This is a genomic window from Peribacillus sp. YIM B13481 (assembly GCF_042787985.1).
GTDB classification, from domain to species: domain Bacteria; phylum Bacillota; class Bacilli; order Bacillales; family DSM-1321; genus Peribacillus; species Peribacillus simplex_A.
Genome location: NZ_JBHZPE010000066.1, coordinates 1 through 17,752, shown reverse-complemented (window position 1 = coordinate 17,752; position 17,752 = coordinate 1). Strand labels below are relative to the sequence as shown.

General features: G+C 39.7%; 15 protein-coding genes. 4 read left to right on the top strand and 11 right to left on the bottom strand.

All coding sequences use genetic code 11. The annotated features are described in order from the left end of the window. Nucleotides 1–239: 239 nt before the first annotated feature. The 5 genes from ACFX4X_RS23000 to ACFX4X_RS22980 form a co-directional block, all read right to left on the bottom strand. Entirely contained in the window at nucleotides 240–1,430 is a 1,191-nt protein-coding gene (locus ACFX4X_RS23000) for a C40 family peptidase (RefSeq protein ID WP_377386790.1), read from the bottom strand. A 382-nt stretch (nucleotides 1,431–1,812) separates the two neighbouring features. Then, complete coding sequence (locus tag ACFX4X_RS22995; protein WP_377386787.1) at nucleotides 1,813–2,649, bottom strand: TIGR03943 family putative permease subunit; 837 nt, start codon at nucleotides 2,647–2,649, stop codon at nucleotides 1,813–1,815. Between the two features lie 14 nt (nucleotides 2,650–2,663). Further along, nucleotides 2,664–3,545 (bottom strand): permease, encoded by an 882-nt coding sequence (locus tag ACFX4X_RS22990; protein ID WP_377386785.1) that lies wholly within the window; start codon nucleotides 3,543–3,545, stop codon nucleotides 2,664–2,666. A gap of 560 nt (nucleotides 3,546–4,105) precedes the next feature. Continuing rightward, nucleotides 4,106–4,720, bottom strand: a complete 615-nt coding sequence (locus ACFX4X_RS22985) for a DNA-3-methyladenine glycosylase (protein ID WP_061461851.1) — start codon at nucleotides 4,718–4,720, stop codon at nucleotides 4,106–4,108. A gap of 116 nt (nucleotides 4,721–4,836) precedes the next feature. Further along, on the bottom strand, nucleotides 4,837–6,402 hold the full coding sequence (locus ACFX4X_RS22980; protein ID WP_377386782.1) for an MDR family MFS transporter: 1,566 nt from the start codon (nucleotides 6,400–6,402) through the stop codon (nucleotides 4,837–4,839). A 283-nt stretch (nucleotides 6,403–6,685) separates the two neighbouring features. On the opposite strand from ACFX4X_RS22980, the gene proC reads away from it, so the two are divergent. Then, nucleotides 6,686–7,492 carry a pyrroline-5-carboxylate reductase gene (proC, locus tag ACFX4X_RS22975; protein WP_377386779.1) on the top strand — a complete coding sequence of 269 codons (807 nt, stop codon included), beginning with the start codon at nucleotides 6,686–6,688 and terminating at the stop codon, nucleotides 7,490–7,492. Nucleotides 7,493–7,577: 85 nt separating this feature from the next. Beyond that, the gene (locus ACFX4X_RS22970) at nucleotides 7,578–8,945 is read left to right on the top strand and encodes an FAD-binding oxidoreductase (protein ID WP_377386776.1); all 1,368 of its coding nucleotides are present in this window, start codon (nucleotides 7,578–7,580) and stop codon (nucleotides 8,943–8,945) included. 164 nt (nucleotides 8,946–9,109) lie between these two features. Here ACFX4X_RS22970 and ald read toward each other — a convergent pair whose 3' ends face one another. The 6 genes from ald to ACFX4X_RS22940 form a co-directional block, all read right to left on the bottom strand. Next, nucleotides 9,110–10,243, bottom strand: coding sequence for an alanine dehydrogenase (gene ald, locus ACFX4X_RS22965; RefSeq protein ID WP_061461855.1), 1,134 nt, complete (start codon nucleotides 10,241–10,243; stop codon nucleotides 9,110–9,112). A gap of 200 nt (nucleotides 10,244–10,443) precedes the next feature. Next, the gene (locus ACFX4X_RS22960) at nucleotides 10,444–11,265 is read right to left on the bottom strand and encodes an EcsC family protein (RefSeq protein ID WP_125163445.1); all 822 of its coding nucleotides are present in this window, start codon (nucleotides 11,263–11,265) and stop codon (nucleotides 10,444–10,446) included. A 48-nt stretch (nucleotides 11,266–11,313) separates the two neighbouring features. Further along, complete coding sequence (locus ACFX4X_RS22955) at nucleotides 11,314–12,573, bottom strand: PucR family transcriptional regulator (protein ID WP_377386773.1); 1,260 nt, start codon at nucleotides 12,571–12,573, stop codon at nucleotides 11,314–11,316. 154 nt (nucleotides 12,574–12,727) lie between these two features. Further along, nucleotides 12,728–13,726 carry an inorganic phosphate transporter gene (locus ACFX4X_RS22950; RefSeq protein ID WP_061461858.1) on the bottom strand — a complete coding sequence of 333 codons (999 nt, stop codon included), beginning with the start codon at nucleotides 13,724–13,726 and terminating at the stop codon, nucleotides 12,728–12,730. A 15-nt stretch (nucleotides 13,727–13,741) separates the two neighbouring features. Next, nucleotides 13,742–14,362, bottom strand: a complete 621-nt coding sequence (locus ACFX4X_RS22945; protein WP_377386770.1) for a DUF47 domain-containing protein — start codon at nucleotides 14,360–14,362, stop codon at nucleotides 13,742–13,744. Nucleotides 14,363–14,591: 229 nt separating this feature from the next. Then, the gene (locus ACFX4X_RS22940; RefSeq protein ID WP_061461860.1) at nucleotides 14,592–15,590 is read right to left on the bottom strand and encodes an inorganic phosphate transporter; all 999 of its coding nucleotides are present in this window, start codon (nucleotides 15,588–15,590) and stop codon (nucleotides 14,592–14,594) included. Nucleotides 15,591–15,986: 396 nt separating this feature from the next. On the opposite strand from ACFX4X_RS22940, the gene ACFX4X_RS22935 reads away from it, so the two are divergent. Both ACFX4X_RS22935 and ACFX4X_RS22930 read left to right on the top strand, forming a co-directional pair. Next, on the top strand, nucleotides 15,987–16,817 hold the full coding sequence (locus tag ACFX4X_RS22935) for an aldo/keto reductase (RefSeq protein ID WP_081108702.1): 831 nt from the start codon (nucleotides 15,987–15,989) through the stop codon (nucleotides 16,815–16,817). Nucleotides 16,818–17,308: 491 nt separating this feature from the next. Then, on the top strand, nucleotides 17,309–17,563 hold the full coding sequence (locus ACFX4X_RS22930) for a GlsB/YeaQ/YmgE family stress response membrane protein (RefSeq protein ID WP_176432049.1): 255 nt from the start codon (nucleotides 17,309–17,311) through the stop codon (nucleotides 17,561–17,563). The last annotated feature ends 189 nt before the right edge of the window (nucleotides 17,564–17,752 follow it).

Genomic DNA, 17,752 nt, shown 5'->3' with positions numbered 1-17,752 from the left:
GCCCAGTAGATTACCGGGTTCATGCCCTCAAGGTTGCCTAATTAAATAAAGTGTCTAACTTTTTGGGTTCACTTCACTATCGGAGAAGGCCTTTTTTTAATGGGAATATTATAATGTAAAATGTTGGATCATTATCATACGAAAAAGCGTGTTTGATCTTTTTATCAAAACACGCTTTTTCCATTTGTTATAAATTTTTTTTAAGTGAATGTTTAGCCAACAATTGTTATTGCCATCATTTAATTAATAACACGGACAGCCTTTACAAAACTAGGTCCCCAGTAAGAATTGTTAATGTTAGCGTAGGATACACCTTTAGATGTGGAAGCATTCAGCATTTGACCGTTTCCGGCATAAATTCCTACATGATTAATTACACCATCATTATTGGTATCGAAAAATACTAAATCCCCTTTTTGAAGGGCTTTCAGAGATACAGCCGTACCAGCCTGTGATTGTGCCACTGAATTTCGAGGCAAGGAAATACCTGCATTTTGGAAAGCTCTTAATGTGAATGAAGAGCAATCAAATATGTCAGTACGTGAAGTGCTCGCACCGTAAACATACTTAGCTCCTAGGTATCTTGCGCCGGCAGCCAAAACTTGATCCGCTTTGGAAGAATAAGTCAATTTGGACGGTTTTTTAGATGCAGATGAAGATACTGATGCTTTCCCGGAAACACGGATGGATTGGCCTATACGAATACGATCTGAATTAGAAATATTAGGGTTTATTTTAAGTAAGGCACTAAGGGAAAGGTTATATCTGTTAGCGATGGTCGATAAGGAATCCCCTAGTTTAACCACATAAGTTTCTGTTGTATTTTTACTATTGTTCGTATAGTTGTTAAGGGTATTAACCTTCAAAACTTGACCGGGAAAAATAAGAGTGCTAGTCAAACGGTTTTCAGACTTTAATTGTTGGATAGTCATATTATTGACTCTGGCGATTTTTCCAAGGGTGTCCCCTGATTTGACTGTGTAAGTATCACCTGAATTACTATTTTTAGCCTTAGAGCTAGATGCAGGAGCTTGTCCGGAAACACGGATGGATTGTCCAATATAAATACGATCCGAATTGGAAATATTAGGGTTTGATTTAAGCAAGGCACTAAGGGAAAGGTTATATTTTTTAGCAATTTTAGATAAAGTATCCCCTAGTTTAACCACATATTTTCCGGTTTTGTCTATATTTTTATCCGTTTGCATGTTAAGGCTATTGACCTTCAAGACCTGGCCGGGAAAAATAAGGGCACTGGTCAAATGGTTTTGAGATTTTAACTCTTGGACAGTTGTATTATTAGCTTTAGAAATTTTATCAAGGGTGTCCCCTGATTTGACTTGATAAGAACCAGCATAAGCAGAATTTCCTGCCACAAGGGTACCTATTATAGTTCCTGCAAGAATAAAAGAGTTTTTCGAATTGTTCATTTAGGAAAGTTCCTCCTGATGTGGTAAAAAAATATGTAGCATCTATATTATAAGGCTATGAAATATAAAAAACATGACAATATAAAAAAAATTCATTCAGAAAATAAATGAAATTCGCCTTTTCAGGTTATCCTGTTACAGGTAAATATAGTCTGGTCACCTCGAGTGGGATTCAAGTGCAATGAAATAGGGCACATTCAGATTATATTAATTGCAGAAAGTAGGTTGGGATGGTTCAAAGATAGTTTCAAAAATACAGGGTTTGGCCGTAGAAATGGATAACAAGTCTCCTTGAAATTCATTACATAAAATGGAGGTTTGGGGTCGGGTAATTAAAAAGAAAGGTAAGAATACATCTCCTTACCTTTCCTTGATTAATTTTTTAATATTGTCTATAAACGTAGGGATCATCAGGTGCAACGATTTTGCTATGTGATGATACTTTGAGTATTGGAATGGTTTTTTTAAATGGCTGATAATAAATGGATTCCAATTCACCCGTCACGGAATACCACTCATCATTTTTAGGATGCATTCCTTCAGGAAGTTCGATCAGCATACCGAATACCCCAGAGTCTGCGACACAGTGAATGACCCCAAAACGAAACAGGAATACCTGGTTTTTGGCTAGCTCATCTGAATTGTACGAAAATCCGGTTAACGTTATTTGTTTGCCGGCGAACTTTCCAGGGGAGTAATAGATGGCTTCTAAATCGGTAAGATAGTTTTTGTCGGTTAAATGAAGACTATCATGATCAGCCAAGCTTTTGAGCGAGTGATCCATTAAAGTTAAATAATCATCCTTGCCATAATAAAGACTCGTATCCGGCTGCAGAAATTGATGCTGGCTATATTCATCTGTGTCATCATACACGGGGAAATGAAATCCTTTTTTTTCTACGATATTGGAGTCCATTGTGGCAACAGGCAAAAAGAGGCCGGTTAAAATGGGAATTAAAAATAGCGTGTAAGTAAGGTTTTTTTTCCATTTCTTGTTTTCCTGGGAGTGATCATGCCCGCACTGACAATCCTCACACTCTTCTTGATTTCCTTCTTTAATATATATATAAGATCCCATTAAAGTGAAAATAGCCAGTATATAGATAGCAATCTGTGAAACGTAAGAATATTCCATATTAATGTATTTTGATATATTCCCTGAGGCGTGTAGATGCATGAATAAAAATGTAAGTCCAAGTAATATGAATAATCTTCCCATATAAAACACCCTCTTTAAGAAATAAACAATAAAGTTAAACCAAGGACGGAAATAAATATATAAGCCATCAAACATAAAACAAATTTTGTTTTGAATGTACCTAAAAGCATGATCGTATTTTTAATATCAAACATGGCCCCAAATACAAGAAAAGCAACTAGTGAAGAGGGCGAGAAGGTACTTCTAAAAGAACTTGCAACAAAGGCGTCTGCTTGGGAGCACAAGGACATGACATAAGACAAAGCCATCATGACTACATTCCCGGGTAATTTACCTTGACCAATTTCTAGCAATAGGGATGTTTTCAAAAAGGTTTGAATGGCAGCTGCCAGAAGTGCACCAATGATCAGGTACTTTCCAACAGAAAAGAACTCTTCAATCGAGTGTTTAAACATCCCCGTTATCTTGTCTTTAAATGTATGTTTTTTGTGATGTGTATGTTCGATATGTTCCTGTTTAAGCTGATTTGTCTTAAATTGAAAAGATAGGATGCATGCAATGATCAAGACGACCAACAATGCAATTCCACCACGATAGAAAACCATGCTCCAGCTATTACCAAACGCAATATAGGTGGAAAACAGGACGATCGGATTCAGAATAGGCGCAGAAAGCATAAAGGCAATGGCCGCTGAAAGAGGAACCCCTTTAGCAATCAAACGGCGGGTAATCGGGACGATCCCGCACTCACATGCAAGAAAAAAGACCCCTGCACCTATTGCGAATAGAACTGATAAGATCGGATTTTTTGGTATAACCCTTGCGATCATCTCTTCTGACACAAACATTTGGATGATTCCAGATATAAGGACTCCCAGTAGAATGAAGGGAAGGGATTCAATTAGGATACTAATAAAAATTGTATTCATTTGCAATAGGGCCTGAACGTTCATCATAAACCACCTTCCATGTTGCTGACTTAACTATATTAGTTTCGTAATATAAGGAAGTCAATTATTTATTACTAATGTAATAGGCTGGAAGTTTAATGTTTAGGTAAATATTGTAAAATGATTTAATTGTAATGTAACGAATTATTTTGAAAGAAGAAAAGAAAGGGAAAAAGGAGACGGAATTGTGACAAGTTATTAGTTGTCACTAATAAAAGAAGGATTAGTAATTACTTCAACTAACACTTTGTTCCTTGTGTCTTCGATGGACTCTACATACATTCACAGTGCTTTCGTCCACGACTTTTTGAAATGGACTTCGAGATGCGGAGTCCATTATTTTTTCGGCCTTTCCCCGTCGCCCATTAATCAGTCAGTCTGGGAAAAAACCCCCGGACTGGTGGAAATTACCACCTTCTTGGTAATTTCGATTGTCTTTTACTAAGCAGTTATTTCTTATGGACATAGAAAAAAATCCCCCAAAGTGTTTGTGAAACATCAACAGAATACCTGTAGCCTTTTTCACCGTTCACTTAGAGGAGATATCATCACCGTGATTTTCCCTATCATCCTTTTTTAATTAGGTTCTTGCGAGAGATAAACGGATTGTCGGTAACCCAAAAACGCCACGGATAATCTTTTGCTTCCCCGGAGTTATCAATTCCGACGCGGGGCCCGCTAGAAATGTGTTCGGGTTGCTTTCCGGCAGCAAGATATAGAGGAGGATCAGTAAAGGACCGACCATAATCAGCCATGGTGATGCCAAGTGCCTTGGTTAGCTTTCCAGGTCCATCCGTCCATTTACGTATATCGGCTATTCCGCGTCTTTCCTGCATTAACTCAAGCCCTGAATAGGGTTCCAAAGCGCGAATCAAAATGGCCTCCGGATTTTCAGGCCCGCCGCTTACAACATTGACCAGTGTATGTGTGTGCATGACGTATGTATAAATTAAACCGGACTCACCGAACATCACTTCCGTCCGTTTAGTCCTTCTATTTCCAAAACTATGTGCGGCCCTGTCCACCGGTCCCATATAAGCCTCTGTTTCAACAATGAATCCAGAAGCGGTTCCATCCGCAGTTTCTTTTACAATCAGGCAGCCAAGCAGGGATTTTGCCAGTTCAAGCGTAGGCTGATTATAAAAATCCGCAGGCAAAATTGAATGGTTTATCTTGTTCATAGTATCACTCCATTTAGTCTCTTACAGGTAAATTTCCCTTATCGATGAAAAAGAAACATAGGAATGCGGGAATTAAAAAGGCCGGCTGATATAATCAGCCGGTCCAGAGCATATTTTTAACCTATTTCCTTTTCGGTTTCTTGATCTCTTTTTATTCGGCCCGAACCCACGGAAAGTGCCACTAATATTCCGGCGGAAACAAAAAAGATACCTGTGACGAAAACACTGGAAAATGCACCGATCCAAGCATTTTCAATCGTTTTTATAAGGATATTACTGACTTCCGCCGGCATTTTAAGGTTTTCAGGATAAAGCATGATGTTGAATAACTTATCCGTTTTATCGGCTAGTGCTTTCAATGCCTCATGCAATACAGGGTTCTTTTGGCTTACGACCGCATCATCCATATTTTGCTGGAGATTATGATTCATGACGGCATTCAAAACCGTGATGCCCATCGTTCCTCCTATTGATCGGAAGAAGGTCGAAGCCGCTGTAACCGACCCTAGCTGTGATTTTGGAAATTCATTTTGAACGGCAATCATCAATGTCGGCATGACAAGACCCATGCCGATCCCAAGGATAGCCATGAATGAGTACGCAGTGAATATGGTCGTACTGCCGTCCATCGTACTCATTAGGAAGAAGCCTAGCGTCGCAATGGCCATTCCATAGGTAAGCACTGTTCGAAAACGGAATTTCAACAGTAACCGCCCGCCAACGACGCTGGAAAGAATCAAACCGATCATCATCGGAGTCATTGTCGACCCCGCTTTCGTTGGTGAAACTCCCAGTACGCCTTGCATGAACAGCGGGACGAACATGATTGCCCCGAACATCCCGAGGCCCAGCAGGAATCCCAAAATACTTGTGGTGGCAAAAACTCTATTTTTAAAAAGAGATAAATCAAGAATCGGTTCAACTGCTTTTCTTTCAAAAAAGATGAATAGAGTAATGAAGACAATGGTGCTGCCGAAAATCAAGAGAGATTCCAGTGATATCCATTCGAACTTATCACCACCGAAGGTCAAGCCAAGCAGTAAGAGGACAATACCAGGAATCAAGGTGAAAATGCCTAGATAATCGATGTTCACTTTCTCTGATTTTCGTATGCCTTCATGTTTCAACCCGACATAAATCAATATGGCAGATAGTAAGCCCGTCGGTACATTGATCAAAAATATCCAATGCCAGCTGATATGGTCAACGATCAGGCCACCCAAAAAAGGACCAATGACAGAACTTAAACCAAAAAGGGCTCCAAATACACCCTGCCATTTGGCCCTTTGTTCCGCAGAGAATATATCGCCGATTATCGTTTGGGACAAGGGCATGATCATTCCGCCGCCGAGTCCCTGCAGACCCCTGTAGATGATCAATTGTTCCATCGAAGTGGCAGTGGCACATAAAAACGAACCGATCGTAAAAATGATCGTACCAAGCAGATAAAGGGAACGTCTGCCATATAAGTCAGATAGCTTTCCAACAATCGGTACAACTGTCGTTGAGGCTATTAAATACGCAGTCGTTACCCATGCAAAGATGGTAAAACCATTCAATTGGCCGATTATCGTCGGCATTGCCGTCCCGACAATCGTCTGTTCCAATGAACTGAAAAACATTCCAATGATCAATCCTGCTAAGACAAGCTTGGTATTAACCACTTTTTTCTCAATTTGCATACTATTTCTCCATTCCTTAATCTATATTCCTTTATTAGGTTGTGACTGGTAGGTCAAAATTATAAATCTGAAGTGACCAATTAGTCAACATTTTTTTTCGCAAAAAATGTTGCATGAAGGAGTGAGTTCTTAAAGGTAAAGGTAGTTTCATTCATATCATCTTAGTAATTCGACCAGAAACCACTAAATCCTTCCTGATTAATACCCGCAAGCGTGTTTCCATTTACCATATCCGATATAATAAGAAGGAATATAGATGAACTTATGATTGGAAGTGTAAGATATGAATAAAAAAATCGGGTTTATTGGATGCGGTAAAATGGGGGAAGCAATGCTTGAGGGCATGTTGCATGCAGAGGTCATTTCCCCTGATGGAATCATGGTCAGTACAGCGAGTGTCGAAACTAAAACTAAAATCACCATGAAATATAAGGTTAAAGGAACTTTGGAGAATAAAGAGGTTGCCGGTTTTGCTGATTTTCTGTTTCTAGGGATTCAACCTTCCATGCATAAGCAGGTGCTTGAAGAAGTCAAGAACCATGTGAAAGATGACGCTGTGATCATTACAATGGCAGCTGGAATCACTATTTCCCTAGTTGAGAATATCTTCGGGAAAAGAGTGAAGGTTGTCCGGACGATGCCAAACACCCCTTCGCTTGTCGGTGAAGGCATGACGGCTATGAGCATTAATGATGAAATTACGGATGCTGATATAGAGGATGTGACTGCACTGCTGAATAGCTTCGGTAAAACGGAAATCCTGCATGAAGATTTGATGGATGCAGTACCAGCCATCAGCGGTTCTTCACCTGCTTATGTATACATGTTCATCGAAGCACTAGCAGATGGAGGGGTCCGTGATGGCATACCAAGGAAACAAGCATACCGAATGGCAGCACAAGCTGTAATGGGAGCTGCTAAAATGGTACTTGAAACGGAAAGACATCCAGCCTCATTAAAGGATGATGTCTGCACCCCGGGTGGTTCAACGATATCCGCAGTAGCGTCTTTAGAGAAGAATCAGTTTAGATCCAGCATTTTGCAAGCAATGAAGGCCTGTACGGATAAAACGAAAGGGTTCGGCAAGTAAGGAAGGATGGATTGCCTCCAAGCGGGCAATCTCCTTTTTTGTACATTATTATCAGAATGTTTAGTGAAAAAGAGGGGGATGCAGAATGAATGGCTATATAGAGGATCTAAGGAAGATACTGACGGAAGAACAAGTCACGGTGAATGAGACTTTATTGGAACAGCATAGCCATGACGAATCATATCATACTCCGCATTTACCGGATATGGTCATATACCCAAGAGATACTGCGGAAGTCAGTGCAGTCGTGCGTTATGCGAATGAGCATGAAATACCGGTCATTCCATTTGGATTAGGATCAAGTTTGGAGGGGCATGTAGTTCCGGTCAAAGGAGGGATTTCCCTGGATTTGTCCTTGATGAATCAAGTATTGGAAATCAGGGAAAATGATTTCCTTGTGAAGGTTCAACCAGGTGTGACAAGGACGCAGCTCAATAAAGAATTAAAAAAATACGGTTTGTTCTTTTCCGTCGATCCTGGCGCCGATGCAACAATGGGAGGGATGGCAGCTACGAATGCAAGTGGGACGACATCGGTCAAATATGGGATTATGCGTGATCAAGTCAGGAATCTGGAAGTGGTTTTAGCAAACGGTGAAGTGATCCATACCGGAAGTTTAGCGACAAAATCATCTTCAGGCATTCATTTGAATGGCTTGTTTGTCGGCTCGGAAGGTACGCTAGGTGTATTTACTGAACTGACATTAAAGGTATACGGCATTCCTGAAGTCACCATGGCAGGAAGAGCCTCATTTCCAACCGTGGAACAGGCCGTATTTGCGGTTAATGGAATCATGCTTGCTGGAATCCCGATTGCACGAATTGAATTGGTTGATGCCGAGTCCATAAAAAAAGTTAATCAATTCATGGACAAATCCTATGATGTCAAACCAACTTTATTCCTCGAGTTTCATGGTAATTTTGCCGGACTGGAACAGGACATCAAGTTTGCCAAGGAAATCGTAAGTGATTTTGGAAGTGGGGATATCAAGTTTGAAACGGATTCAAAAGCAAGGAATGCTTTATGGGAAGCCCGCCATAATCTCGCGTACGCATTCATTCACAGTGCCCCTGGAAAGAAACTTATGGTGACCGACGTAAGTGTGCCACTTACTGAATTATCGAATGCCATATTGGATACAAGGGAGAAAGTCGAACAATCAAAAGTGGAGGGAGCGATTGTAGGACATGTAGGTGACGGGAATTATCATGTGTTGTTCATGATTGATCTAAATAATCCTGAGGAAATTAATGAAGCGAAGAGGTTAAATGAAGAAATCGTTGAATATGCTTTAACGAAAGGCGGTACATGTACTGGTGAACATGGGGTCGGCCTTGGAAAATCAAAGTATCAGCGAAGGGAACATGGCGCAGCTTACGAAGTGATGAAAACCATCAAACAGGCATTGGACCCTATAGGAATAATGAATCCTGGGAAAATTTTCGCGGATTAGAAATGGTCTATTATGGTAGATTAGTATAATATTACTCTTAATTTGTGAAAGGGCAGGAAAATCCAACTTATTAAAAGTTTGTACGAAGAGGGACATCTTCAAGGGATTCCCGTCCAAAAAAATAAGAGTCCAGACACGATGTGTGTCTGGACTCTTATTTTTTATTAAGCGTTAATGTTATTTGGGTTTAAGGCGTTTTCAACACTTACGTAATTGTAGCCTAGGTCTGTCGCAACTGCTTCGAACGTGATTTCACCGTTTGCCACGTTGACGCCTTTTGCAAGTGCGTCATTTTCAAGGATCGCTTTGATTGCGCCTTTGTTTGCGATTTGCAGTGCAAATGGTACTGTTACGTTAGTTAAAGCTACTGTAGAGGTTTGTGGCACCGCTCCTGGCATATTCGCTACTGCGTAATGCACTACTCCATGTTTAACATAGGTAGGGTTATCATGTGTTGTTATGTGGTCAACCGTTTCAAAGATACCGCCTTGATCGATTGCAACATCGACAATGACTGAACCTGGGGACATCGATTTAACCATTTCTTCTGTAACGAGTTTAGGAGCTTTAGCACCTGGAATCAATACAGCACCGATTACTAAATCAGCATCTTTGACTGCTTCTGCAATATTATAAGGATTGGAGATGAGTGTAGTGAGTTCATTTCCGAAAATATCATCAAGTTGACGAAGGCGGTCAGGGCTTAAGTCAAGAATGGTAACATCTGCGCCTAATCCAATAGCGATTTTAGCTGCATTCGTTCCAACCATACCTCCGCCGACAACAGCGACTTTACCACGTTTCACTCCAGGAACTCCGCTTAAGAGAATTCCTTTGCCACCGTTATTTTTTTCAAGGAACTGAGCACCGATTTGTGCAGCCATGCGTCCAGCCACTTCACTCATTGGTGTCAATAAAGGAAGTGTGCGGTTCACTGCAACTGTTTCATAAGCAATGGCCAAGACACCGCTTTCTTTTAGGGCCTGAGCTAGTGCCGGTTCAGCCGCAAGATGCAAATATGTGAAAAGGATTAAATCCTTTCGGAAATATTTATATTCAGATGAGATAGGTTCTTTTACTTTCATGATCATTTCTGTGCTTGACCAAACGCTTGCAGCGTCCTCGACTATTACTGCGCCAGCTTCTTGGTATGATTCATTTGTAAAACTGCTTCCTAGACCTGCGTTCATTTCGATTAATACTTCATGCCCCGCATTGACTAATGCTACAACCCCAGCTGGAGTGATAGCTACACGGTTTTCATTGTTTTTAATCTCTTTTGGAATTCCTATTCTCATCTTAATCCCTCCAATAATATGTGTTTTACTATTTGTATCTCAAGTATAGTTGGAAAAAGAAACAGTTAGTATGTGGAAATCAGAAAAATGAAAAAGGTGTATTTGTGGAATTCCACAAATGCAGTTTCAATATAGATGGACTTACCAGGACCAAGGCACTTGATTCATATCATAAACGTGTGAAGATATAACGCTGAATTCTAATTCTTTGCTATAGGCTCTTGAATGCGCTCTAAAATCCGTCTTTTCTTATAAAGCATGATTCCCGTATCGGCCATATCGGCAATCATGGAACGATTGGTCAGGGCACCAAAGATAATTCCAGCAACCGGAACCATTTGCAGAAGCTTTTTCCAGCCAAACTGATCACGGTATGTATAAACGACTTCTCGCCATCCTTGCAGCTCGGATGCTATTTCCCTTTTTGATTCTGAATCAGGCAGGTTCATTTTCGACAATTCATTTAATAGGGCCTTTTTGCCGACAACATCCGAAGCTGTGAACTGCAGACATTTGACTATGAAAATACGCTCTTGACGGTCACTGGGATTGAAGCCATAAGTGATGGCGATATCCTGAAGTGTTTTGATCGACATACCGAGAAGAAGGGGGATGTCGATAGCTATGGTGAAGATTCCACCAATACCGGTAGTGGCGCCTTGAACCGTTGCCAATTTGCTGCCTGAATTTTTAATTTCTTGACTAACGCTATCCATGATATGGAGGGGGATGCCTGAAACATCTTCCAGGGCAGTAATATTCACCTCGGGATTCTTGGCCTTTAGCTTACTTAGAATATGAGCTTCTTTCGTTAGATATTTTCCGCCGTTCTGAATGTAGCTGCCGATTTCATCAAGCATGACACCCAATTTTTTCTGAATGAAATCCGGTGTCAATTTGTCCAATAGTTTGAAGGGGATTCGCCCAATCCGTTCCCAAAACCATAGCCCTTTCTGATCCTTTTCCCACTTTTCTATGATCTTTAATTCTTTTTCAAGTTCTTCTTTTGTTTCAAGTTTCATATGATCAACCTTTCATCACACTTCTAGTATTCCATATCAAGGAATATATCATTGATTTTTCTTGAAAAATTCATCATATTGTTTAAGTTTTATGTTAAGAAACAGGGACATTTTTTGAATGGGATCTTTTAACCGGATGTTTCCCACTTCTGAGATTCGTTTTAATCGGTAATTCAATGTATTCACATGGATATGAAGATTTCTAGAAGCTTCATTTGGGTTGCAGTCTTTCTCTAGGTAGACAGTGAGTGTCTGCAGCAATTCCGTCTGGTTTTTCATGTCGTATGCTTTTAGCTTCAATATGGAAGGATGAACATGACGCTGTTTGTTGCTTGCGAGCGCTTCAATCATTTGAAACATGCCAAGTTCTTCATAATGTAAAATGAGCTTCATGTCATCAGGGAAAATATTCTTCATTTTCAGGGTGTATTGTGCTTCTTCGTAACTTGATTTAACATCCATTAAGTTTTTATACATATTGCCAGCCGTTCCAAGGATATGCTCAACACCGAAACGTCGTTTCATTTCCAGTATGAAAAAAGGAATGAAATCATATATAGATGCAGAAAAAGAAGGGCTGTTTTCCTGGTTGGCTCCTGCGAAAAGAATGAGCTTGTTATGGTCAATGGCAAATAAGGAACTGTTTATCTTTTGCGTAGTCGTTAACATGTATGAAATGTAGCGTTCCACTTCGCGATTGATCTCTTTAGGAAATTCGAATACTAAAATGGAAAAAACCACGGGAACATGGATGGAGAATTTCGTGAAATTTTCATTTATTTCAGATTCTTCTTGGTAGTGCCCAGTCAACATGCGCCAAAGGAATTCTTGATGCCCAGCTTCTTTCCTTTTCTTTTTCAATTGCAATTGCTGTAATTGGTTTTTCGCTTCCTTGGCAGCCAATTGCAGGAATTTCATATCCTCTTCGGAGAAAGGTTCATTGACTTCCAAGGCCCAAATGAAGCCAAGGACTTCATTATTTTTCCGAATGGAAACGGCAGCCCTGTTACCAAGACCAACATCATTGATTGCCCCTATTTTAATGGGTGCATCCTCTTTCAATAAAGCTGGGATGAAACCATCTTTCCATAAACTGTTGATGACCTTTTCAGGTACACGTCTTCCGATAATGGTCATTATACGAGCCTGATCCGTAGTATCATCATGTGTGCTATATGCAAGTAAGCGGTGGTTACCGTCCTCGATTGTAATGGGGCAACCTAAAACAGAACTGATTCTATCGGCAAACTCCATCATATCTCCATAAAGGTCTTTAAAAATATCTCTATTTTTTTCGAATTCCTTCATATCTATTTTGCCCCTCGCTTAAAAAAATTCCTTCTCCTTGAATTTTATACGATTTCTTATGAATAAGCATAGATAAATCCTTAAATTACAAGATGCTTTTTTTGATGAAAACAGAAAATCCCTCCCGATGTGAACCGGAAGGGATTTTTTTAAATTAGAATAGGAAATTAATCAAAAGATAAATCAAACCTGCTAATGTTGCCGAGATGGGAATGGTAATGAACCAAGTGATGATCATTCTTTTAGCCGTTCCCCATTTTACGCCCTTTACACGATGGGCCGATCCAACTCCAAGGATTGAAGATGAAATGACATGGGTGGTACTGACCGGCATGTGTATTATGGTCGCGCCGAAAATGATAAAGGCTCCGGTTAGATCCGCAGCAACACCATTGACTGGACGGATCTTCATAATTTTGCCGCCTACGGTTTTAATGATTTTCCATCCGCCAACGGAAGTTCCAAGTCCCATTGCTACCGCACAGGAAAATTGAACCCAGAAGGGGATTTCTGAACTTGTTGCATAACCATTTGCAATAAGGGCCATCGTGATGATACCCATCGCTTTTTGAGCGTCGTTCGTTCCGTGGGTATACGATTGAAGTGCTGCAGTAGCAATCTGTATAGTACGGAACCTTTGGTTTGTTTTTGTCAGGTTATTGTTTTTAAAGACGACTTTAAAGATGCTATAAACGATAAACCCGATTGCAAAAGCAATTAACGGGGAGAAGATCAAAGCTTGAAGAATTTTCAAGAATCCTTCCCATTTAATGCCGGCGAATCCTGCTGCAGCAATTGCAGCACCTGCAATCGAACCGATCAATGCGTGGGAGGAACTGCTTGGTATTCCGTAATACCAGGTAAGAAGATTCCATATGATAGCGGCGAGCAGAGCTGCCAATATTACATATGAACCATTCGGAAGCGTGAACGGATCCACGATATCCTTCGTTATTGTCTTCGCCACTCCAGTAAATGTCATGGCTCCGACGAAATTCATGATGGCCGCCATGATGATGGCATGCCGAGGCTTCATGGCCTTTGTTGAAACAGCAGTCGCTATTGCATTGGCTGTATCATGGAAACCATTGATGAAATCAAATGCTAAAGCAAAGAAAACGATTAATATTGTTAAAATTAATAAAGTATCCATTTATTGGGGTACTCCTTAGGCGTTTTTCATTATGATTGTTTCAAGGGTATTGGCCACTGCTTGACAATGATCGGCGATGTCTTCAAGGCTTTCGTAAATTTCTTTATATTGAATGATCCTGATTGGATCTTTTTCTACGGTAAACAAGTTTTTGATCGATTGACGTTGGATTCCGTCACAAACGGATTCAAGATCTTTAATTTTGATTGCATTTTCACGAATCATTGGCAATTTTTTTGTGGAAAGTGTATCGACAGCTATTGCAATCTCATATGTACACTCTTTGATTGCATCCACAAACTTAAGCATATACTCATCTGCATTGACAATTGAGTACATTTCGAATAATGCGGCACAGTGTTCCAAACCGTCTATGACATCATCCATTCTCATGGTTAATTCAAGGATATCCTCGCGCTCGATAGGAGTGATGAAGGCATTGTTCAGCTCTTTAATCACGTTATGAACCATTGAATCGCCTTTATGCTCATAGTCTTTCATCGTATCTGAAAATACTTTTAGATCGGAGATGTTTTTCAGTTTATAATCTGCGAAATAGTCAGCACCTTCTTTAAGGTTTTGAGCGATGTTGAAAAGCATTACTGCGAATTTGTCTTTTTTTGATTTAAAAGCCATGTTAAAGCCTCCCAATTAGTCATGCAAATTTGCGCACTTTTAGTCGTACGCTTAGTATTAACAAATTGATTGTAACGAATTCATGTAGTTTCAGGGAAGGTTTTTCGACGAAAATTTACAAAATCTTAATAAAACTTTACATACAAAAACAAGGATAAGTAAAAAATGGTAAACAGTTACACTTGCAAGCGTAGAAAAAAGCCTTTCCGATATGGAAAGACTCAAGAGTTTATAAAAATAAAGCAATGAAATAATATATAATTCCAGCTAATGAAGCGGAAATCGGCAAGGTGATGAACCAAGTGATCAACATGCTTTTAGCTGTTCCCCATTTTACCCCTTTAATGCGGTGTGCAGAACCGACCCCAAGTATGGAAGAGGAAATGACATGTGTCGTACTGACCGGCATATGCAGGAAGGTGGCACCAAAAATGATGCCTGCACCAGTTATATCTGCAGCAACCCCATTTACCGGCCGTATTTTCATGATTTTACCGCCAACCGTTTTGATGATTTTCCAGCCCCCGATTGATGTACCAAGCGCCATGGCTATTGCGCAGGATAATTGTACCCAGAAAGGAACTTCAGAGGTAGAGGCATATCCGTTAGCGATCAAAGCCATCGTGATGATACCCATGGATTTTTGAGCATCATTCGTTCCATGTGTATAAGACTGGATGGCGGCCGTGAGAATTTGTATTCTCCTGAATCGCTTATTGGTTTTTCCTAAATTATTATTTTTGAATACTACCTTGAAGATACTGTATACAATGAATCCAAGCGTAAAGGCAAGGATGGGGGATAGAATCAATGCCTGGACGATTTTAGTGAATCCACTCCATTTAATTGCATCGAAGCCACTCGCCACTATGGCAGCTCCCGCAATTGAACCAATGATTGCATGGGATGAACTGCTTGGAATGCCAAAATACCAAGTGATTAAATTCCATGTTATTGCCGAAAGAAGAGCAGCAAGGATAACATAAGAGCCATTGTTTAATGTGAAGGGATCAACGATATCCTTCGTAATGGTATGCGCTACACCAGTAAACGTCAGCGCTCCTAATAAATTCATGACCGCAGCCATGATGATTGCATGACGTGGTTTTAGAGCCTTGGTCGATACAGCTGTAGCGATGGCGTTAGCCGTATCATGGAAACCATTGATAAAGTCAAAGACCAAAGCAAAAATAATAATTAGCGCGGTTAAAATGAATATGCTATTCATACATGGAAGACTCCCTTAATTTCAAGTATGTAATGTAACTATGGATTGTGGCCAATAAATTGGCGCAAGACAGCTTGCGACTCCTCACTAATTAGAATGGAAGTTTTACGTTTGATTATTCTTTAAAGATGGCACCTTCTTTTTTACTTGGTTTAAAATCAACTATTCAATTGTAACGAATTTCATATCTATAAGGATAGAGGTTTCGTCATTTTTTTACAAAATATTTAATTTGGTAAAGGATTAAATAGGAAATTGTTCATTTTGTTATATATTAATGGATATTCAGGAGTTCATTTTCATTTTAGAAACCCGTTTAATCCAGAGGCTTTTGGTTAGAAATAGAAGGTGGGTGGATGTATAATTGGTAAATAAAAGTAAAGGGGGAATGACTGAATGATTACAAATATTGGGGAAATGATCACTTTACATAATGGAGTCCAAATGCCACAGTTGGGCTTCGGTGTATTTAAAGTTAAAAACGGCAATGAAACCGTTGAGTCCGTCAAGAAAGCGATCGAAGTAGGATATTGTGCAATTGATACGGCAGCCATTTATGGAAATGAAGAAGGAGTTGGACAGGCGATTCGGGAGTGCGGTGTGCCTCGTGAAAAATTGTTCATTACATCTAAAGTGTGGAATACGGAGCAAGGATACGAAACGACACTCAAGGCATTTGATGATAGTTTAAATCGTCTTGGCTTGGAATATTTGGATTTATACTTGATCCATTGGCCGGGTAAAGATAAATATCTGGAAACCTGGAAGGCACTGGAAAAGCTTTATAAGGATGGAAAAGTGAAATCAATCGGTGTAAGTAATTTCCATGTTCATCATTTGGAAAATTTACTTGCAAACAGTGAAGTGAAACCGGTCGTCAATCAAATCGAATTACATCCACTTTTGACTCAAGTAGAAATTCGTGAGTACTGTGCAAAACATGAAATCAAGGTAGAATCATGGAGCCCTCTAGGCAGAGGAAATCTTTTGGAAGAGCCGACAATTAATCATATAGCGAAGAAGCATGGGAAAAGTTCAGCACAAGTGTTAATTAGATGGCATTTGCAAAATGATCTCGTCGTAATACCTAAATCGATTACACCGTCCCGTATAGAGGAAAATGCACAGGTATTTGACTTTTCATTAAGCCTTAACGAAATGAATCAAATAGATGCCTTGAATAAAAATGAGCGGTTCGGAAGCAATCCAGATGAACTTTTGTTCTAAAGAACGTACTGCAAGAATGTTGCAAATGAAAGGAGGGTGTCCCGATAAGGGGCATCTTTTTTCTTTTTTCTTAATGAACATATTTGAGACAGTTACTGCTTATACTAACTATGTGACAAAGTTAAAAACATATTATATACCCGTTCTTCAGGTGTAATACTCCTGTTTTCGTTACCGAATATTTTTTAAAAAAATCAGGTTTTAGTTTAATTAAACGGGGAAAATAATGAGTACAGCGGCAAACAAAAAGAAAAAATTCACTAACACATTGAGGATTGTCCAATCAGTTCCTCAAGGGCTATAGCTAGCTAACACTACCTTATAACTAACACATTCACATTCATTAGATATTGTGCGTAATCGGCATTATACCATTTGAATGTAAAAGTTAAAAGAACTGAAAAAAGGGCATGACAATATGGAAGTGATGAGATTTCTTGAAGTCTGCTGTAGATATTAAAAATTAACTAATTCGAAGGAGGAAATATATTATGGGATTTTTATGGTCATTAATTATCGGAGGTATCATTGGTTGGTTAGCAGGTCTGATCGTTGGACGTGATGTACCATTTGGAATTATCGGCAACATTATCGCTGGTTTTGTTGGTGCATGGTTAGGTTCATTAATTCTTGGGCACTGGGGACCTACAGTAGCAGATTTCGCTATCGTTCCAGCATTGATTGGTGCAATCGTATTTGTTTTCATCTTAAGCCTTATCTTAAAAGGCATGAGAAAAGCATCTTAAATACAAAATAAAGCTGGCCCAGGTGGCCAGCTATTTTTTTAAAGTTAACCTTTATGATTTAGTCTATGATACAGATTAAACTGAAATGAAAAACACCGTTCCAATGGAACGGTGTTTCAGTTTGTAGACAAAAGGGGTCCGGAATTAAAAAATTCCGAACCCCTTTTTGAGATTCCCTTTGAATTTTTG